At 60.8% G+C, this 18,613-nt stretch carries 17 protein-coding genes and 1 tRNA gene; 8 read left to right on the top strand and 10 right to left on the bottom strand.

Features of this window, described 5'->3' with window-relative positions:
- Positions 1 to 179: 179 nt before the first annotated feature.
- The 4 genes from ANT_RS00585 to ANT_RS15875 form a co-directional block, all read right to left on the bottom strand.
- A tRNA-Val gene (locus ANT_RS00585) sits at positions 180 to 253 on the bottom strand.
- A 68-nt stretch (positions 254 to 321) separates the two neighbouring features.
- On the bottom strand, positions 322 to 1,266 hold the full coding sequence (locus ANT_RS00580; protein ID WP_013558549.1) for a sensor domain-containing diguanylate cyclase: 945 nt from the start codon (positions 1,264 to 1,266) through the stop codon (positions 322 to 324).
- 260 nt (positions 1,267 to 1,526) lie between these two features.
- Positions 1,527 to 2,195, bottom strand: coding sequence for a hypothetical protein (locus ANT_RS17650; protein ID WP_013558548.1), 669 nt, complete (start codon positions 2,193 to 2,195; stop codon positions 1,527 to 1,529).
- A gap of 165 nt (positions 2,196 to 2,360) precedes the next feature.
- A complete protein-coding gene (locus ANT_RS15875) occupies positions 2,361 to 3,029 on the bottom strand; it encodes a TetR/AcrR family transcriptional regulator (protein WP_013558547.1) in 669 nt (222 codons plus the stop codon).
- Positions 3,030 to 3,180: 151 nt separating this feature from the next.
- Between ANT_RS15875 and ANT_RS00565 the strand changes: the two genes are divergently transcribed.
- The 4 genes from ANT_RS00565 to ANT_RS00550 are packed head-to-tail and all read left to right on the top strand — an operon-like array spanning position 3,181 to position 8,534.
- Positions 3,181 to 3,891 (top strand): ABC transporter ATP-binding protein, encoded by a 711-nt coding sequence (locus tag ANT_RS00565; protein ID WP_013558546.1) that lies wholly within the window; start codon positions 3,181 to 3,183, stop codon positions 3,889 to 3,891.
- On the top strand, positions 3,888 to 4,940 hold the full coding sequence (locus ANT_RS16760) for an ABC transporter ATP-binding protein (RefSeq protein WP_013558545.1): 1,053 nt from the start codon (positions 3,888 to 3,890) through the stop codon (positions 4,938 to 4,940). Before ANT_RS00565 ends, ANT_RS16760 begins: the two co-directional genes overlap by 4 nt.
- A complete protein-coding gene (locus tag ANT_RS00555) occupies positions 4,937 to 7,345 on the top strand; it encodes an ABC transporter permease (protein ID WP_013558544.1) in 2,409 nt (802 codons plus the stop codon). The genes ANT_RS16760 and ANT_RS00555 overlap by 4 nt, the downstream gene beginning before the upstream one ends.
- 22 nt (positions 7,346 to 7,367) lie before the next feature.
- A complete protein-coding gene (locus ANT_RS00550) occupies positions 7,368 to 8,534 on the top strand; it encodes an HlyD family secretion protein (protein WP_013558543.1) in 1,167 nt (388 codons plus the stop codon).
- Positions 8,535 to 8,706: 172 nt separating this feature from the next.
- Here the strand turns inward: ANT_RS00550 and ANT_RS00545 are convergent, their stop codons facing one another.
- From ANT_RS00545 to ANT_RS00535, 3 genes are read right to left on the bottom strand one after another with little or no spacing between them, the layout of a single operon-like run.
- Positions 8,707 to 10,389, bottom strand: coding sequence for a glutamine--tRNA ligase/YqeY domain fusion protein (locus ANT_RS00545; protein WP_013558542.1), 1,683 nt, complete (start codon positions 10,387 to 10,389; stop codon positions 8,707 to 8,709).
- Between the two features lie 27 nt (positions 10,390 to 10,416).
- The gene (gene trpS / locus ANT_RS00540) at positions 10,417 to 11,403 is read right to left on the bottom strand and encodes a tryptophan--tRNA ligase (RefSeq protein WP_013558541.1); all 987 of its coding nucleotides are present in this window, start codon (positions 11,401 to 11,403) and stop codon (positions 10,417 to 10,419) included.
- Complete coding sequence (locus ANT_RS00535; RefSeq protein WP_320408605.1) at positions 11,400 to 11,654, bottom strand: Rdx family protein; 255 nt, start codon at positions 11,652 to 11,654, stop codon at positions 11,400 to 11,402. Before ANT_RS00535 ends, trpS begins: the two co-directional genes overlap by 4 nt.
- Positions 11,655 to 11,745: 91 nt before the next feature.
- On the opposite strand from ANT_RS00535, the gene ANT_RS00530 reads away from it, so the two are divergent.
- The 4 genes from ANT_RS00530 to ANT_RS00515 all read left to right on the top strand — a co-directional run bounded on the left by ANT_RS00530 (position 11,746) and on the right by ANT_RS00515 (position 16,670).
- Positions 11,746 to 12,366 (top strand): sugar transferase, encoded by a 621-nt coding sequence (locus ANT_RS00530; RefSeq protein ID WP_041454439.1) that lies wholly within the window; start codon positions 11,746 to 11,748, stop codon positions 12,364 to 12,366.
- A gap of 358 nt (positions 12,367 to 12,724) precedes the next feature.
- Positions 12,725 to 14,365 carry a cobalamin B12-binding domain-containing protein gene (locus tag ANT_RS00525; RefSeq protein ID WP_013558538.1) on the top strand — a complete coding sequence of 547 codons (1,641 nt, stop codon included), beginning with the start codon at positions 12,725 to 12,727 and terminating at the stop codon, positions 14,363 to 14,365.
- A 65-nt stretch (positions 14,366 to 14,430) separates the two neighbouring features.
- A complete protein-coding gene (locus ANT_RS00520; RefSeq protein WP_013558537.1) occupies positions 14,431 to 15,540 on the top strand; it encodes an NAD/NADP-dependent octopine/nopaline dehydrogenase family protein in 1,110 nt (369 codons plus the stop codon).
- Positions 15,541 to 15,728: 188 nt separating this feature from the next.
- Positions 15,729 to 16,670: a hypothetical protein gene (locus tag ANT_RS00515; protein ID WP_013558536.1), complete on the top strand. Its 942-nt coding sequence runs from the start codon at positions 15,729 to 15,731 to the stop codon at positions 16,668 to 16,670.
- Positions 16,671 to 16,682: 12 nt separating this feature from the next.
- Here the strand turns inward: ANT_RS00515 and ANT_RS17200 are convergent, their stop codons facing one another.
- From ANT_RS17200 to ANT_RS00505, 3 genes are all read right to left on the bottom strand, one after another.
- The gene (locus ANT_RS17200) at positions 16,683 to 16,961 is read right to left on the bottom strand and encodes a hypothetical protein (protein ID WP_155817939.1); all 279 of its coding nucleotides are present in this window, start codon (positions 16,959 to 16,961) and stop codon (positions 16,683 to 16,685) included.
- The gene (locus ANT_RS00510; protein WP_013558534.1) at positions 16,958 to 17,986 is read right to left on the bottom strand and encodes an IS66 family transposase; all 1,029 of its coding nucleotides are present in this window, start codon (positions 17,984 to 17,986) and stop codon (positions 16,958 to 16,960) included. Before ANT_RS00510 ends, ANT_RS17200 begins: the two co-directional genes overlap by 4 nt.
- Before the next feature lie 75 nt (positions 17,987 to 18,061).
- On the bottom strand, positions 18,062 to 18,400 hold the full coding sequence (locus ANT_RS00505; protein WP_013558533.1) for a flavodoxin domain-containing protein: 339 nt from the start codon (positions 18,398 to 18,400) through the stop codon (positions 18,062 to 18,064).
- Positions 18,401 to 18,613: the final 213 nt, after the last annotated feature.

Raw genomic sequence — 18,613 nt, 5'->3', positions numbered from 1 at the left:
CATCTCTGGTACGCCGATAACGGGGCAATCCGTCTGGGCTTACTGGGCGTTTGCCGTTCAGCCAGCCGCTCGCGGGTGGTTTTCTCCGGCTGTCCTCCGCGAATGCCTCTCAGTCTGCGGGCATCCGTCCCTGTCGGGGCTTTGCCGGGTACTCGTCCCGGTCTGCGCGTTCTTTCAGGTGGGCGATATAGGACTCGAACCTACGACCTTCGCGATGTCAACGCGACGCTCTAACCAACTGAGCTAACCGCCCATTCGCGTTACCTATTATAGTCAAATTTTTGCATTTTTGCAACGGTGATTCTCGCCGATTTCCCCCCATTACTTCCCCCCATTATGAGGAAAGCGTTCCTCCACCGTACAGTGGTTGCCGCCCTTTTGCTTGCTCTGGTACAGCAAGAGGTCGGCGCGCTCCACCAAACTCTCCAGCGTATCCTCCGGCACGGCCAGCGTCGCCCCAACAGAGAGGGTCGTCTGAATGCGTTGTCCTTCCACCATGACAAAACTGGCTTCCACCATGGAACGAATACGCTCGGAAGCCACCAGCAATCCCCCCGAGGTAATGGCAGGCAGGAACGCCAGGAACTCGTCCCCACCCCAGCGGAAGAGGGCATCCGAGCCGCGCAGGACGCGCACGATGGTCTGAGTCACCATCTTCAGCACCAGGTCACCCACATGATGTCCGTAGGTATCGTTGACGTGCTTGAACAAATCCAGGTCCAGCATCAGCGCGCCAAAGGGCGTTTGGGTCACTCCATACTCGTACTGGCGCACCTGAAAGACCATCTGGGCGTAACGGCGGTTGCCGATGCGTAACAGCGGGTCAAGCAAACTTTCCTGCTTGTAATGCTCCAGTTCCTTCGCTATGGTCAGGTGCTGGGAGTGATCGCTGAAGACTTCAATTGCGCCAGTCACCTTTCCCTCATCGTCATACAGAGGGGATACACGGATATGCACCGGCACGCGGTGACCGTTTTTGTGGTGCAGAAAAACCAGGGCTTCGCGCCGCTGACCATCCTGCAGGGTGGCATGGAGTGGACAGCCCTCTTTGCACAGGGCTTTGCCGGCAAAATCCACATGTTCCAGAATGTTATCCGAGCATCTCGTGCCGCACACCTCCCCCGCGGTGTAACCGGTCAATTCCTCCGCCGCCGCATTCCAGTACTGGATGCGCCGATGCATATCCACCACATACACCCCATCAAAGAGATGATCCAGCCACTGTTTGTAGGGACCTTTGACCCGCTCGTTCACTTGCATTTGCATTTTCCCCTCGTTTCAACTCAGAAATAATTCTATATTACTCCAATGGAAGATTTCAGGTTTTACAGATTTGCAAAGTTACACCTTCGCAAGGTGATGAAACGGCAGAAGACACGGGCAAAAAGTGAGCGACAAGACGGAAGACAGACCCAGATTCAGCCCCGGGTTGCTCCTGAGGACTCGTCATCCTTTCCATGCGCCAAAAGACCGATGAAAAGCGGAAAATTTACCCCCACGGGATGAAGACCTCCTGGCACACTACCTCACGGATAGCGCTCCAGCACCAGGGGAAAGACGCCATAATTGTCCAACGGCGGGGTGAGCAGAAGCCGGTCGGCGCCGACACACTCAAACAGGAAAGCGGTTTCTCCCGCCGCGGCATCTCCCAGCAATCCCGCCGGATCCAGGCCCAACGTTTCGCCAAATGCTTCCACCTGGAAGACCAGACTGGTCACCGATTGCTCGCGGAAGAACACCTTATCCCCCTCAACCCGGTAGCGAGCCAGGGCAATCCCGTCCATCACCACATCCACGGGGACTTCCCCCACGTCCGTTTTGACAGCCGCCGATTGAGCGAACTGGATGGCTTCCAGCAGGAAAATGCCCGCTTCTCCAAAGTTATACCAGGCGTTCCCGCTGGTACCGCCCAAGACGATATCCGTACCCTGGAAAGCCGTCTGGAAATAAGGGCTGGCATCGCTCACAATCCAGCGTCCAACCAGACAGGACTCCACCCGTTCGGCGGGCAACGTTGCCGCTTCGGTAGGCATTGGCACCGGGGTAGCGGTGGGCAGAGGGGTGGACGTGGGCAATGGAGTGGCAGAAGGCAGGGGTGTCAGAGGGATAGCGCGAATCTCGCCACTACCGGCACACGCTGTCAGCATGAGAACGGCGCTCAAAAGCAGTACCGATAAAGAAAAAAACGGTTTCATCTCACATCTTATATTTGAGTAATATTAGAAAAATTATAAACAATAAACACAGGCTTTTTCAAGAGGAATGGTGCATTCAAACCATGTTGAGAGTCTGGACAATCTCACTTCCCAGAACTCAATTCCGGCAAAGTCTGACTCTTTGGGGAGAGCAAGACAATTTTTCTAACGCAGGCGCTGGATTTCCTCTTGCCCGGCAGAAGAAGACGGCGGGGTGACGCCCAGGGCTTCCCACACCCCGCGCATGGCAAGGCGGCGGAACATGTGTGCCATCTCATCCGGCGGATAGGGCATGCCCGCTTCCAGCCACCAGGTGAGCGTACCCAGCAAACTGGCGGCGAAGTAACTGGCAATCACTTCCAGCGGAAGGCTAGTTTGCGCCTCTTTCAGGAACAGGCGCATGAACTCCAGCGCATAACTTGCAGAGAGTTCGCGCAGGCGGGTGATGGCAATCAGCCCGCCCTCGCCGCGCATCATGGCGCGGTACAGGTCGGCGTTCTCGGCGGCGTGGCGGAATACCAGCACGATGGGACGCATGGCGTGATCGCCCACCTGGTCTTCCTGCACCGCCTGTCCCTGCGGAAAGAGCGCGTACATCTGCTCGGCAAGTTCATCGGCAATCTGGGTGATGCTTTCCAGAAAGAGATGCTCTTTGTCGCGGTAATGCAGGTAGAAGGTGGTACGCCCCACATCCGCGCGGGCGGCAATATCCTCGACGGTGACGGCATCGTAGCCCTTTTCGAGGATGAGCGCCATGAGGGCTTCGCGCAGTTGCCGGCGGGTGCGCGAGATGCGCCGATCCTGGCGCGGAAGGGCAGGGAGATTTTCGCTCATGCAATCATGCGTCCTTTCATCGTGGTTTGTCCTCTATGGATCTCCGTATGCCAAGCCCTGCCGAGGGCTTGTATCACCTCTTGTCTTGACAGTCTGTCAATTGCTCTTATAATCATAAACACTCTGTCCATTATTATACTCAGTGTTCACCATGAATACCAGCCCCATCCTCACGTTAAAGCAGGTGCGCAAGACCTACCTTTCCGGCGATCAGCCCCTGGAAGTGCTCAAAGGCATTGACCTGGAAGTATACGCCGGCGAGTTTGTCCTCATCTACGGCAAATCCGGCTCGGGCAAGACCACCCTGATTAACATGATTGCCGGCATCGACCCGCTCACCGCGGGCGAGGTGTGGTTTGATGGCGTCAACGTGCACCGCCTCAACGAGAATCAGCGGGCGCGCTGGCGCGGGCGCAACGTGGGCATCGTTTACCAGTCCTTTTACCTCATGCCCACCCTCAGCCTGCTCCACAACGTCATGCTCCCCATGGATGTGTGCGGGCTGTACCACCCGCGGCGCAGTCCTCAGCGCGCGCTGGAACTTCTGCGCATGGTGGAACTGGAAGAACACGCCCACAAACTGCCCTCTGCCATCTCCGGCGGACAGCAACAGCGTGTTGCCATTGCCCGCGCGCTGGCAAACGACCCACCGCTCATCATCGCCGATGAACCCACCGGCAGGCTCGATTCCATCACTGCCGCTACCATTCTGGAAATCTTCCTCAACCTGGCGCGCCAGGGCAAGACCATCCTCATGGTCACCCACGACCTGAGCCTGATGCCGCTGGCGTCGCGCTGTTTCCGCCTGGAAGGCGGGCTGGTGCATTCCTGCCCGGTGGAAGAAAGGACGCCCGCCCCATGAACGCCCCCGCCGCCCCCTACATCTCCCTGCAGGATGTGGTCAAGACCTTCCCCGCCCCCGGCGGTGAGGTGATGGTGCTGAAGCACATCTACCTCGACATCCAGCCCGGCGAGTACGTCAGCATTGTGGGCAAATCGGGAAGCGGCAAGTCCACCCTGCTCAACATGATCACCGGCATTGACCACCCCACTTCCGGCACGGTGACGGTGGCAGGCACGCAACCGCACCGCCTCTCCGAAAGTCAACTGGCGGGCTGGCGCGGCGTGACCATCGGCATCGTCTTCCAGTTTTTCCAACTGCTCCCCATGCTCTCCCTGCTGGAAAACGTCATGCTCCCCATGGATTTCTGCAACCGCTACCCCCCCGCCGAGCGCGAAGGGCGCGCCCGTGCCCTGCTGGAGCAGGTGGGCTTGGGCGACATGGTGGATAAACTGCCCGGCGCCGTCTCCGGCGGACAACAGCAAGCCGCCGCCATTGCCCGCGCCCTGGCAAACGACCCGCCGCTCATCGTTGCCGATGAACCCACCGGCAACCTTGACGAGCGCACCGCCGAGGGCGTGCTGGCGCTGTTTGACGGCCTGGTGGCGCGCGGCAAGACGGTGGTCATCGTCACCCACGACCCCGCGCTGGTCAAGCGCACTCAGCGCACCATCCTGCTTTCAGACGGCGAAATCGTCAACCCCTTCATCGCCCAAGCCCTGCCGCACCTCTCCCACCCGCAGTTACTGCAGTTGACGCACCTTGCCCGCCCGCAGACGCTCTCCAGAGGCGAAAGCCTCACCCTTCCGCCTTACGCGCCCGGCTTGCTGGTGCTGACGCAGGGCAAACTGGCGCTGTGGAAGCCCGCCCGCCGCGGCGAAATCCTGTGGCGGGAACTGCGCCCAGCGCAAGCCCTCACCGCGCAGGATGTGGCTTTCCACACCCCCCTGCGCCTGCAAGCCCTCGAAGACAGCGCCTGGCTGGAAATCCCCGCCGAGGCGTGGGAAACCTGGCTGGCGCAGAGCGGCGCGCGCGCATCCCTTGCCCCTGTGACGGAGAAACGAGCATGATTCCCCCCCGCTGGCAGAAGATTCTCTCCGACTTTATCGGCAATCCCACCCGTTCGGTGCTGGTCATCCTCTCGATTGCCGTCGGGCTGTTTGCCATGGGCGCCATTAACAACACTCGCCTGCAAGCCGCCCAACTGATGGCGAACAACTACGCCGCCGTCAACCCCGCCAACGTCATCCTCTACACCTCGCCCCTCAGAGAGGTCGATCTGGAGCCACTGCGCCGACTGGATGGCGTGGCGCAGGTAGAAGGCATGCACAGTGCCACCCTGCGCATCCGCAACAACGAAGGCGACTGGGTGCGCCTGAGCGTGCTTGCCCCGCCCGACTACGCCGAGAAGGAAATCAATCAGGTGCTGGTGATGCAGGGCACTTACCCGCCCGCCGAGCGCACTGTTGCCATTGACCAGTACAAACTCAAAGAATTGACCGTCTTCCCCGACCGCACGGTGGAGATTCAACTGCCCTCGGGCAGGGTACGCCGCGTGCCGATGAGCGCGGTGGTGCAGGATCAGACCATTGGCGCATCGCGCGCCGACGGCGGTTTCTTCCTTGCCCCCGCCCAAGCCTTCACCACCTGGGAGACGCTGGAATGGCTGGAGATTGACCCCTGCATCAATCTGGTGTACGTCACCGCCAGCCGCGATGCCGACAACCCCGACTACCTGCGCCAGTTGGGACGGCAGGTTGCCGATGAACTGGAAAGCAACGGGCATGTGGTGATCAGTTATGCTGTCAACGGACGCCACGACCACCCCAACAGCAACTACACCGAAGCCCTCTCCAGCATCCTCATCCTGCTCAGCCTGCTGGTGCTGTTTTTAAGCGGTTTTCTCATCACCAACACCCTGCAAGCCCTGCTGGCTCAGCAGGTTCAGCAGATTGGGGTGATGAAATCGGTCGGTGCAACCAGCGGGCAGATTGCCCTGCTGTACCTGAGCCTCATCGAACTGTACGGCTTGATTGCCTTTGCCCTCTCGCTGGCGCCCACCCGCTGGATGACGGGGGTGTTCCTCAACCTGCTTCACGGCGGCATCAACACCCCGCTGGCAGAACCGCAACTGCTACCCGAAACGCGCCTGTGGATGGGCATTCTGGCGCTGGCAGTGCCTGCTCTGGCAGGCAGTGCGCCCATCCTGCGCGCCGCCAACATCAGCGTACGCGAAGCCCTCAGCGGTGTTGCCCCGCAGAGTGCGGCACTGCGCGAAGGGCGTCTGATGCGCCGCCTGCGTCAGATTCGCGGGCTTTCGCGTCCTCTGCTCATCTCCCTGCGCAACACCTTCCGCAAGCGCCTGCGCCTGATTCTCACCCTCATCACCCTGACGCTGGGCGGCGCCATCTTCATCGCCACGCTGAACACGCGCGTCTCTCTGCAGAACTACATCGAGCGCCTGCGCTACTACTTCCTGGCAGACGTCAGCATCACCTTTCAAGTGCCCTACCGCCTGAGCGAAGTGCGCCACGACCTGATGAGCCTGCCCGATGTAAGCGTGGTGGAAGGCTGGAACGGCGCGCGCGCCGAACTGGTTCTGCCCAACGGCACAGGTGAGAGCATTACCGTGATTGCCCCGCCCGAGGGCAGTCAGATGGTGCGCCCCATCCTGCTCAGCGGGCGCTGGATTCAGCCCGGCGACCGCTACGCCATTGCCGTCAGCGAGCGCTTCCTCGACCTTCTGCCCGACCTGAGCCCCGGCGACACCATCCGCCTGCGCATCAACGACCGCGAGCGCGAGTGGACGGTGGTGGGCATCTTCCAACTGGTGGGCAAGAGCGCTGGCTTCCTTTCATATGCCAACGGCGAAGCCCTCGGCGCGGAGATTCATCAGGGCGGGCGTTTTACCAACGTGCGCGTGCTTTCCACCAACCCCAACCTGACGCTGGAAGAGCAAAAAGAATTTGGCAGGCGCGTGGAGCAACTGCTGGAAGACCGCGGCTACCGCGTGGACGAGGTCACCGCGGGCTTGCGGCTGAAGGAAATCTCCGCCAACGGCTTGAACATCCTCACCGCCGTCCTGCTGTTGCTCTCGGCGCTGATTGCCGCCGTGGGCAGTATCGGCTTGATGGGCACCATGAGCATGAACGTGCTGGAACGCACCCGCGAAATTGGCGTGATGCGCGCCATCGGCGCGGACGACCGCCACGTGCTGAACATCGTCCTGGGCGAAGGCATGCTCATCGGGCTGATTTCCTGGGCGCTGAGCGTCCTCTCCGCCCTGCCCATCAGCAAACTTCTTGCCAATTCCATCAGTTACGCGCTGTTCGAAGCCCCCGCCACCCTCACCTTTACCCCCACGAGCGTGGTGCTGTGGCTGGGCGCGGTGCTGGTGCTTTCGGTGGTTGCCAGCGCCGTCCCCGCACGGTCGGCGGCGCGGCTGACCATCCGTGAAGTGCTATCGTATGAATAACGCATTCCCAAGGAGGCAGTGTATGACCTGGAAAAAGAGCATTTTGAGCGCGGTGATCGTCCTCTGGCTGGCAGGGTGCTCCGCCCTGCCGTGGGCGCAGTCTGCCCCGCAGGCAACCCCCGTCCCCACGGTAAGCGAGAACGGCGGGGTGCTGGCAGAAGCCAAACTCGTCCCCAACGACAGCGCCAGCCTGTTCTTCCTGAGCGGCGGAACGCTGGCGGAGGTACTGGTCAGCGAAGGTGAGCAGGTGCAGGCCGGGCAGGTGCTGGCGCGGCTTTCGGAAAGCGCCCAGGCACAGGCAACCCTGGCTCAGGCCAAAGCCGAACTGCTAGCCGCCCAGCAGGCGCTGGATACCCTCAACAAAAAAGCTGCCCTGACCGCCGAACAGGCGCGGGTGGCCATGCTCGAAGCCGAACGCGAAGCCGTGCAGGCCTGGCAGGCTTTTGACCGGCTGGATACCCGCGCCACCCGCGACCGGATTGACGATCTGCGCGAACGAGCCGCCGACCTTCAGCAAGAATTACAAGACCGCGAGGAAACCCTCGGCCGTTACAGCAACCTGGCCGCCGATAACCCCACCCGCAAGCGCGCCGAGGACGATGTGGAGCAGGCCCGTCTGCGCTACAACGACGCCAGCCGTGAATTGAACCAGTTAACCAATGAGGTCGAACTGGCGCGCGCCCGCTGGGATCTGGCCAACCAGCGATTGGAGGACGCCCGCCGAACCTACGAAGCCCGTCAAGAGTTGAAACCCGACCCGGATGAACTGGCCCTGGCGCAAGCAAGGGTAGAGGCGGCTCAGGCGGCCGTCGCCGCCGCCAAGGAAGCCCTCAGCCGGCTGGAACTGCGCGCCCCCTTCGATGGGACGGTGGTGGAGGTGCGTTACTCGCCCGGCGAGAGCGTTGCACCTGCTCAAACCGTGCTGGTGCTGGCTGATCTTTCGGAGTGGTACGCCGAAACGGTGGACTTGAGCGAGAAGGACGTGGTGAAGATCAAAGCAGGACAGGCGGTGGAGATCATCCCCGATGCCCTGCCCGAGGTGACCCTGAAGGGCGAGGTGGAGCGCATTGCCCTCTTTCCGCTGGAGCGCGGTGGCGACGTGGTGTACCGCGTGCGCGTGCGTCTGCTGGAGAGCGACGAGCGCCTGCGCTGGGGCATGACCGTGGATGTGCGTTTCCCTCAAGAATGAACAGCCGTACTCCCGCAGGGTAACCCTGCGGGAGTTTTTTCAATGGCTTCCGGAAGATGGTTTCGTACCCTGGCAGGTACTTACCATGACACCAAAACACGCGCCGTAAAGCAAACCGCACCCTGAGTCAGCCGAAGGGTGCGGTTTGCAACAAAGACGCCTTGTCCGTGTCTTACTTTTTCAGCGTCTGCTCGATTTTGCTCCAGGTATCGCGCAGTTCCACCGTCAGGTTGAACACCGGCTTGCCCGGCGTGGAGTCGGGATCCACGCAGAAGTAGCCCTTGCGCTCAAACTGATAGCGCGCGCCCACCGGTGCATTTGCCAGCGAAGGTTCTACCTTACAGCCGGTGAGAATCTTCAGCGAGTCGGGGTTGAGGTAATCCAGGAAGGACTTACCCTCTTCCACGTCATCGGGGGTGGGATGGGTGAACAGGCGGTCGTACCAGCGCACCTCGGCATCCACGGCGTGCGCCGCCGAGACCCAGTGGAGCGTGCCCTGCACCTTGCGCCCGTCGGGGGCGTAGCCGCCGCGCGTAGCCGGGTCGTAGGTACAGCGCAGTTCCACCACATTGCCCTGCTCGTCCTTGACCACTTCCTCGCACTTGATGAAGTAGCCGTAGCGCAAGCGCACCTCGCGCCCCGGCGCCAGGCGGTAGTACTTGGGCGGCGGGACTTCGCGGAAGTCCTCGCGTTCGATGTACAGTTCGCGCGAGAAGGGGATTTGCCGCGTGCCTGCCGAGGGGTCTTCAGGGTTGTTGATGGCTTCAAGGTACTCCACCTGCCCTTCGGGGTAGTTGGTGATGACCACTTTGAGCGGGTCAAGCACGCCCATCACCCGCAGGGCGGTCTTGTTGAGGTTTTCACGCACGCAGTGCTCCAGCAGGGCTACATCCACCAGCGACTCGTTCTTGGACACGCCGATGCGGTCAATGAAATCGCGGATGGCTTCGGGGGGATAGCCGCGCCGCCGCATCCCGCGCAGGGTGGGCATACGCGGATCGTCCCAGCCGCGCACCACGCCCTTTTCCACCATCTGCTTCAGGTAGCGCTTGCTCAGAATGGTGTACGAGAGATTCAGGCGGGCAAACTCAATCTGGCGCGGATGGAAGATGCCCAGCGCATCGAGGAACCAGTCGTACAGCGGGCGGTGATCCTCGTAAGCCAGGTCGCACAGCGAATGGGTGATGCCCTCGATGGAGTCGCTTTGCCCGTGGGCAAAGTCGTACATCGGGTAGATGTGCCACTTACTGCCGGTGCGGTGATGCGGGGTGTGCAGGATGCGGTACATCACCGGGTCGCGCAGGTTGATGTTGCCAGACGCCATGTCAATCTTGGCGCGTAGGGTGCGCGAACCTTCGGGGAACTCGCCGTCGCGCATACGGCGGAAGAGATCGAGATTCTCCTCGACCGAGCGGTTGCGGTAGGGGCTTTCGCGCCCCGGCTCGGTGAGCGTGCCGCGGTACTCGCGGATTTCTTCCGGGCTGAGGTCGTCCACGTACGCCAGCCCCTTCTTGATGAGTTCCACCGCCCACTCGTACAACTGCTCGAAGTAGTCCGAAGCGTAGTACTCACGGTCGCCCCAATCAAAGCCGAGCCAGCGGATGTCTTCCTTGATGGCTTCCACATACTCGGTATCTTCTTTGGTGGGGTTGGTATCGTCAAAGCGCAGGTTGCACTCGCCGCCAAAGGCTTCTGCCATGCCGAAATCAATGCAGATGGCTTTGGCATGCCCGATGTGCAGGTAGCCGTTGGGTTCGGGCGGGAAGCGCGTGCGCACGTAGTTAAAGCGCCCACTGCGCAGGTCTTCTTCAATGGCTTCTTTGATAAAATGGCTGGGAGCCGCAGATTCTGTCATCTCTTTTTCACCCTCCCAAACGGAGAATTATGGCAGTCCCACTGCCTCGCGCACCTTCACCATGGTTTGTTCGGCGATGACGCGGGCGCGGTTGGCGCCATCGTGCAGGATGTCCCAGATTTCATCGGGGTTTTGTGCCAGCGCGGCGCGCTTCTCGCGGAAGGGCGCCAGCGAAGCGTTCAGGTTGGCGGCAAAGCGTTTCTTGCAATCCACACAGCCAATGCCTGCGCGGCGGCACTCGGTGTTGATCATCTCCACCTCTTCGGGGCTGGAGAAGACCTTGTGCATGGAGAAGACGTTGCACACGTCCGGGTTACCGGGGTCGGTGCGGCGCTGGCGCTGGGGGTCGGTCACCATGGTCATGACCACTTTGGTGGTCTCTTCGGGGGTGAGCGCCAGTTCGATGTGGTTGTTGAGGCTCTTGCTCATCTTCTGCTGTCCGTCGGTGCCGAGCACTTTGGGCACTTCGGTCAGTTTGATTTCGGGTTCTTTCAGCACGGTGGTGTTGTAGCGGTAGTGGAACGAGCGCACCGTCTCGCGGGCAAACTCGATGTGCGATGCCTGGTCAATGCCCACCGGCACGATGTCGGTCTCGTAGAGGACGATGTCGGCGGTCATCAGCACCGGGTAAGACACCAAGCCCAGGTTGACGTTGTTGGGTTGCATGCGCACCTTCTCTTTGAAGGTGGGCAGGTCGGTCAGTTTGCCCAGCGGAGAGACCATGGAGAGAATCAAACTCAGTTCGGTCACCTGCGGGACATGGGATTGGATGAAGACGATGCTCTCGCGCGGATCAATGCCCGCCGCCAGCCAGTCCAGCGCCATCTCAAAGGTATTCTGCTTGAGATCGCGGGTGGTCTCAAGCGTGGTGAGGGCATGTAAATCCACAATGCAGTAAATGCAGTCATAATCCTTCTGGAGCGCCACGTAATTTTTCATCGCTCCCAGATAGTTACCCAGATGCTGGCGTCCGGTTGGGCGCGCGCCCGAGAAAACACGTCCTTTTTTGCTCATACCTGTCCTTTCTCCAGGATGGTTTGAATTTGCTCCGCCACCTCGCCGGGTTCGGCATGGCGACCGGTCTTCAACTTGGAGTAAACCAGCCTGCCGTTGACTTCGACTTCAAAACGTCCCCCGTCCGAGGGGATGAGCGTCAGCCGTTCGATTTCCGGTTCGTACTTCTTCAGCAATTCAGCCGCCAGACTGACGGCGCGCTCGGTGTAGTGTCAAACTGCGCAGTAGGTAATGGTGATGGTTAACAACATGGCGAAACCTCGAAGTTCAGATGTCGGGGATATTATAATATAGAACAGAGCGGAATCTGCCGCTGGCTTCATCTAAAGGATTCTTGCCATCATGCCCCTTTTCCCGCAGGGAGTGCCTCTTTCCAAACGGCTCTTTGACCTGACGCTGGCAGTGCTGGCGCTGGTCTTGCTCTCGCCGGTACTGCTGTTCACCGCGCTGGCGGTGCGCCTGGGCTTGGGCAAGCCGGTGCTGTTCCGCCAGCCGCGCCCGGGCTACCGCGGGCGTGTCTTCACCCTCTACAAGTTCCGCACCATGCGCGACGCTCTGGCGCCCGACGGCACGCCCCTGCCCGACGATCAGCGCCTGACGCCGCTCGGGCGCTTCCTGCGCGCTACCAGTCTGGACGAACTGCCCGAACTGTTCAACGTCCTGAAGGGCGAGATGAGCCTGGTGGGACCGCGCCCCCTGCTGGTCAAGTACCTGCCGCTGTACACGCCGGAGCAGATGCGCCGCCACGAGGTCCTGCCGGGCATCACCGGCTGGGCGCAAATCAACGGGCGCAACGCGCTTTCCTGGCAGGACAAGTTCCGCCTGGACGTGTGGTACGTGGATCACTGGTCGTTCTGGCTGGATGTGAAAATCCTCATCCTCACGGTGTGGAAAGTCCTGCGCCGCGAGGGGATTAATCAGCCCGGGCAAGCCACCGCTTCCGAGTTTGACGGCACGAATTAGCCCAAAAATCGAGTACAATACAGGTACAGGAATCCAGAGGCGTTTCTTTCAAATACCGCTGGGTTCAAGCATCCATTTTTTCAGCGGTCAGCCGCCACTCCATTCAGGCAGGTTTTTTCAGGAAAGTGAAACCCATGCTTCACATTCTCTGGCACACCCTACCGCGCACGGTTCCGCGCCCTCACCGGCAGTGCCGCTGGCGCTGGATACCCGATCCGCCAGCGCAGTCCTGCCTATAAACCTGCCGTTTTTTGGAACGAGAGTCGTTTTCCCATCCTTTGCACCGTTCCAGCACCCACCCAAACTGGCTGAACCCCTTGAGCCAAATCAGCCAGATTGAGCGAAGAGGAGGTAACTTATGAAAACCGTTGTAGCCGCCGCACTGGGCGAATGTGTCCATGTCGCCGGAGTGATGAATTTTCTCCGCCTGGCAGAACTGGCAGGCTGGCGCACCGTCTTTCTCGGTCCCGCCGTGCCGGTTGAAAAAGTCATCGAAACTGCCCGCAAAGAACGTGCCGATCTGGTGGGCGTCTCGTACCGCCTGACACCCGAAACGGGCGAGATGTTGCTGGCGCAGTTTGCCGAAGCCGCCGACGACCTGCACGCCGCCGGGGTGCGCTTTGCCTTTGCCGGCACTCCGCCGGTTGCCGAGCGCGCCCGCAAACTGGGCTTCTTTGAGCGCATCTTTGACGGCAGTGAAACCCCCGATGCCGTGCTGACCTACCTGCGCGGCGAAGGCGGCGACCCGTCCAATCAGCCCATCCCGCCGCAGACCACCGTGGAGCGCATCCGCTGGAAAGCGCCCTACCCCATTCTGCGCCACCACTTTGGCTTGCCCACCATGGAAGACACCCTGCGCGGCATCGAGCAGATTGCCGAAGCCAGCGCGCTGGATGTCATCAGTTTGGGGGTGGATCAGGACGCGCAGGAAAACTTCTTCAAGCCCGAAAAGCAGGACCCCCGCCGCCGCGGCGCGGGCGGCGTGCCGGTGCGCACCCCCGACGATTACCGCGCGCTCTATCAGGCAAGCCGCCGCGGCAATTATCCCCTTCTGCGCACCTACTCCGGCACCGACGACTTCATCCGCCTGGCGGAGATGTACATGGAGACCATCCACAACGCCTGGTGCGCCATCCCGCTCTTCTGGTTCAATCAGATGGACGGGCGCGGTCCCTGGGACCTGGAAGGCTCCATCGTGGAGCATCAGGAAGTGATGGCGTGGTACGGCGCGCGCAACATCCCCGTAGAACTCAACGAACCGCACCACTGGGGCATGCGCGATGCCCCCGATACGGTGTTCGTAGCCTCGGCTTACCTCTCGGCGTACAACGCCCGCGCCTTTGGCGTGCATGACTACATCGCCCAACTGATGTTCAACAGCCCGCCGGGACTTTCTGACGCCATGGACCTGGCGCGCATGCTGGCGGTGCTGGAAGCCATCGAGGCGCTTGCCAGCGAGGACTTCCGCATCTGGCGGCAGACGCGCACCGGTTTGCTCAGTTACCCGCTGGAGCCGGCGGCGGCGCGCGGACACCTGGCAGCAAGCATCTACCTGCAGATGGCGGTCAAGCCGCACATCGTCCACATTGTCGGGCATACCGAAGCCCACCATGCCGCCACCGCCGAGGATGTTATCGAAGCCAGCCGCATCGCCCGCAAAGCCATTGAAAACGCCGTTGCCGGCGCGCCCGACATGACCGCCGACCCGCGCGTGCAAGCCCGCAAGGAAGAACTGCTGGCAGACCTGGAGGTGACGCTGGACGCCATCCGCGCACTGGCGCCGGCAGGCGTGCCCGATCCGCTGGTGCATGCGCCCACCCTTGCAAAAGCCGTCGCCGCGGGGGTGCTGGATGCACCGCACCTGCGCAACAACCGCTTTGCCCCCGGCAGGGTCAACACCCGCATCATCGAGGGCAAATGCCTGGCGGTGGATGCCGAGGGCAAGCCCCTCAGCGAGCGCGAGCGGGTGGAACAAGCCCTTTCCGCCGTCCGCGAATAAAACGGGTATTTCGGGCAAGGTACTCTTGCCCTTTGGTTTTTCCGGTTTCTTTCAGGGAGGCACACATGACCCAAACGCTTTCGATTACCGTAATTGGCGCCGGACATGGCGGCAAAGCCATGGCGGCGCATTTAGCCCTGATGGGGCACCGCGTCAAACTCTTCAACCGCACGGCAGATCACATCTTTGCCATTCAGCAGAGGGGGGGCATTGACCTGGAGAGCCAGGAATACGGTCCGCGCGGATTTGGCAAACTGGAATGCGCCACTTCCGATATGGGGGAAGCCCTGGCGGATGCGCAACTCATCATGGTGGTGGTGCCGTCCTCGGCGCACGCCGATATTGCCCGCGCGGCGGCGCCGCACCTGAAGGACGGGCAGGTGGTCGTTCTGCATCCGGGGCGCACCTGTGGAGCCATTGAGTTCGTCATGGTACTGCGGCGTTCGGGCTGTCAAGCCGATGTGACCGTTGCCGAAGCCGAGACCTTCATCTACGCCTCGCGCTCCGATGGCCCGGCGCAGGCGCGCATCTTCCGCATCAAGGAAGCCGTGCCGCTGGCGGCACTGCCCGCCAAGCGCACCCACGAGGTGCTGGATTTGATTCATGTGGTCTATCCGCAGTTCATTGACGGCGGCAACGTCCTGCAGACCGGTTTGAACAACATGGGAGCCATCTTCCACCCCGCCCTGACCCTGCTCAACGCCGGGTGGATTGAAGCCACCCACGGCGACTACCAGTTTTACATTGACGGGGTGACCCCCTCGGTGGCGCGGGTGCTGGAAGCCCTCGACCGCGAGCGCATCACCGTGGCGGCGGCGCTGGGCATCCGCGCGCGCAGTGCGCTGGAGTGGCTGAAGATGGCGTACGACGCCGTGGGCAGTGACCTGCGCGAAGCCATCCACAACCAGCCGGGATATTACGGCATCAAAGCGCCCACCACGCTCAACCACCGCTACATTTTCGAGGACGTGCCCATGAGCCTGGTGCCGATTGCCTCGCTGGGCATGCAGTACGGCGTCTCGGTGCGCGGCATGGACAGCATCATCCGCCTGGCGTGCATCGTCCACAACACCGATTACTGGCGGCGCGGCAGGACGGTGGAGAACCTGGGCTTGCGCGGTCTCTCGGTGGAGGAACTGACCCACTTTGTCATGGAAGGCGAACTGGCGGTGTAGGGCATTCCGCGCGTCCGCCGCTGGCTCCGGCAGGCTGAGCGTCCGCCCGGGCATTGTCACAATCGCACAGCATCCCCGCAAGTATACGGGTGAGACACAGGGGTTGCCTTAAGGCGTCAAAAAAGGGTCAAGAGAGCCACCTTCAAGCCTGGATTGTGTTATCTTAAAGGCGAAAGGACAGGTGGAGCATGCTGGCAGACCTCAACCGGCAATTGCTGGAGACAGCAGAAACCCTGCGGCGCAAAACGGCTCTGATAAAAGAAAAACAAACCCTGGAGAACACGCTTCAGCGTCTGCGCCGCGAAGTGGATGACCTCGAGACACGCACCCGCCAGATCCGAGCACGCCTGCAGGCGCTGGAGGGCACCTCGTTGCAGGCCGGCTGGCACAGCCTGCTGGGAGACCGCGATGAGCAAATCACCAGCGCGCGCCAGGAACTTCAGTCTCTGGAGGGACAGATCAAAAAGGCTCAGCGGGCGGTTGAAGAAACCGAAGCCCGTTTGCTGGGACTGGATGCGCAATTGAAGTCGCTGGCGGGCATGGAAGAAAGGCTCGAGAACCTGCTGCGTCAGAAGGAACAGGCGCTCATGTCCAGCCAGCATCCTCTGGGCGGGGAACTGCAAGCCCTCTACCGGCGTCAGAGCGACTTGCGCGCCGAAAAGCGCGAGGTGGGCGAAGCCCTGCAAATCGGGTTGAACGCTCTGGACAGGTTAAAGGAAGCCATTGCCGCGCTGGAAAGCGCCAGCGGGATGGGCGTGTGGGACATGCTGGGCGGCGGCGCGCTGATCAGCGCCTTCAAGCACTCGCGCCTCAACGATGCCCGTGCCGCGCTGGAACAGGCACAAGCCGCCCTCAACCATTTTGCCCGCGAACTGCGCGATGTGCAGGTGAGCCGGGAACCCGCTTTGGAGATGGGCGGATTCGAACTGTTCTTTGACGTGATTGCCGACGGTTTGCTGGTGGACTGGTGGGTGCAGAGCAAAATCTCCACCGCGCTGAAGCACACCCGCGATCAGCACGATGCCCTCATTGCCGCGCTGAACCACCTCAATCAACGCTACCGGCAACTGGAACAGGAAGAAGAGCACCTGCGCCAGCGCCGCCAAGAGATTCTCCGCTCGCCCGTGTGAGGGTTACCCGCCTCAGGCAAAGACTTCTTCCGCCCAGCGGCGGATTTTCTCCCAGTCGCGCAAATCGTTCACCGGCTTGGATTGACCGGATTGTTTGGCAACCAGGCGGGTAATCAGACGGTCAAAAAACGAGAGGGTGTAATAGTCAATTTTCCCGGCAAAGAACATTTCCTGCGCGCCGGGCAATAACGCCCGTACGGGGAGACTGTAACAAAATTGGTGGGCGAATTTTCGAAAAAAGGAAGGAAGAGAGAAGACGGGGGGAGAGGAGGGAATTACGGGAGGGCTCATGCCCAGAACTGACAGGCAACTGTGCTTCCGCGGAGCAACCCGGCGGTGGTTTTATATCGCCTGGCTTGCTGGGCGCGGCTCTTGAGCCTGCCAATCATCTGTTCCGTGCGATTATTGGTCCAGGGAATACCCACATCAGCATAGAAAGCCACATAGCGTTGCCAATCACGCGATAAGCGCAGGATCAGGTCGCGGAGTTTTTCCAGGGGCGTGCGTTTTCCTTCCGGTGGTGTACTCCTGCCCGGCAGGGATTTCCACAGGCGGTGTAAGAGGCGGTCTCCATGCAATGGCAGGTCGCGCAGGATTTCCTCGACCTTTTCAAGCACCCCCTGCCAGGCTGGATCCAACTCAGCCTGTAACCCCTTCAAAGCATGCTTTACCCAGCGCCGCACATGAAACTGACAGACCTGATGCCCTATCTCCAGTTCATCGGTCAGTTGCTTGTAGATCGCCAGATCATCGCTCACGATGGCGCCGATGTCATGCATCTCTTTCAACCGTTTCAGCCAGGTGAACAGAGCCCGGCTGTCTTTCTCGTCTACCTCGGCAACCTCCAGCAGACTACCATCTCCCAGATCCACCGCCACCATCACTCCTTTGCCTCCCACCCAGGCTCCATCTACCCCCACCACCCGCACGCTTTTCCATTTCAATTCCCCCATCAACTTTTCCCCCTCTGCCTGTACATGCCGCCACCCGCTCATATGACTGAGCCTCAGCCCAAAGATCCTCAACACCCCGGCTACCCTGCGATAACTCAATCCCAGTGACCACAGGATCACACTCAATTTCTTCAACCGTTCACTGTGCCGTCCATTGCCTACCCCCTCCGGATAGTCCCGAAAGGTGCGCCTGCACCGTGTGCATCGATACCTCACCACCTCGACATGACGAACTTTGACATCCTCGATGCGCCTTTTCTCCACTCCCCATCGCTGGAATGTCTCCCCCTGACAATATGGACAGCGCTTCGGACGAGCAGGCTTTTTTCGTTTTACCTGTGGCAGTTGGAGTATAATCTTCATGGAAGGGCTCCTGGAGTTGTGATATCAATATCTTACAGGATCCCTTCCTTTTTTTCCCTTTCTCCACCAAGTTTGTTACAGCGTCCGTACGGGGGCGGTGTAGCCCTGACGGGCAGCGCGGCTGGTTTCGTCCTCGCCCTGGTTGAGCATGTGCACGGTGAAAAGCGCCACCGGCAAACGGCTGAGTTCGGCTTGATGCGTGCGCACAAAGGTTACGGCTTCGGAAAGCCAGTTGCCCATATAGACAGGGCTTCCCAGAATCACGGCATCGTAGCCTTCCAGCGTGCGCACCTCGCGCACAGGACGCACATCCACCTGCAAGCCGCGCGCGCCGAGCGCTTCGCCAAGGGTTGTGGCAATCCCGGCGGTGGAACCGTATTTGGTGGCATAAGCAATCAAAATTTTTTCAGGCATGAGATTTTCCTTCTATTGGACTCAACAGACTTTCCCGCGGGGAGTATTCGGGAAGGCACACGCAGATGAATGTCCCCCCGTTTCATTCGAGTTCCAGGCAATCGAGTTGACGCGCAGGTGCGGGCGCTGACGCATCAGCGCTTGAGAAACGGTTTTCCGGAATGATTCCAGTCAGAAATCTCTCAGGGTGATGTAACGCTGAAGAAAGAGAGC

Origin of the sequence: Anaerolinea thermophila UNI-1 (genome assembly GCF_000199675.1) — a bacterium.
GTDB lineage: Bacteria > Chloroflexota > Anaerolineae > Anaerolineales > Anaerolineaceae > Anaerolinea > Anaerolinea thermophila.
The sequence above is the reverse complement of the archived record's forward strand: the minus strand, read 5'-3'. Positions and strand labels throughout refer to the sequence as shown.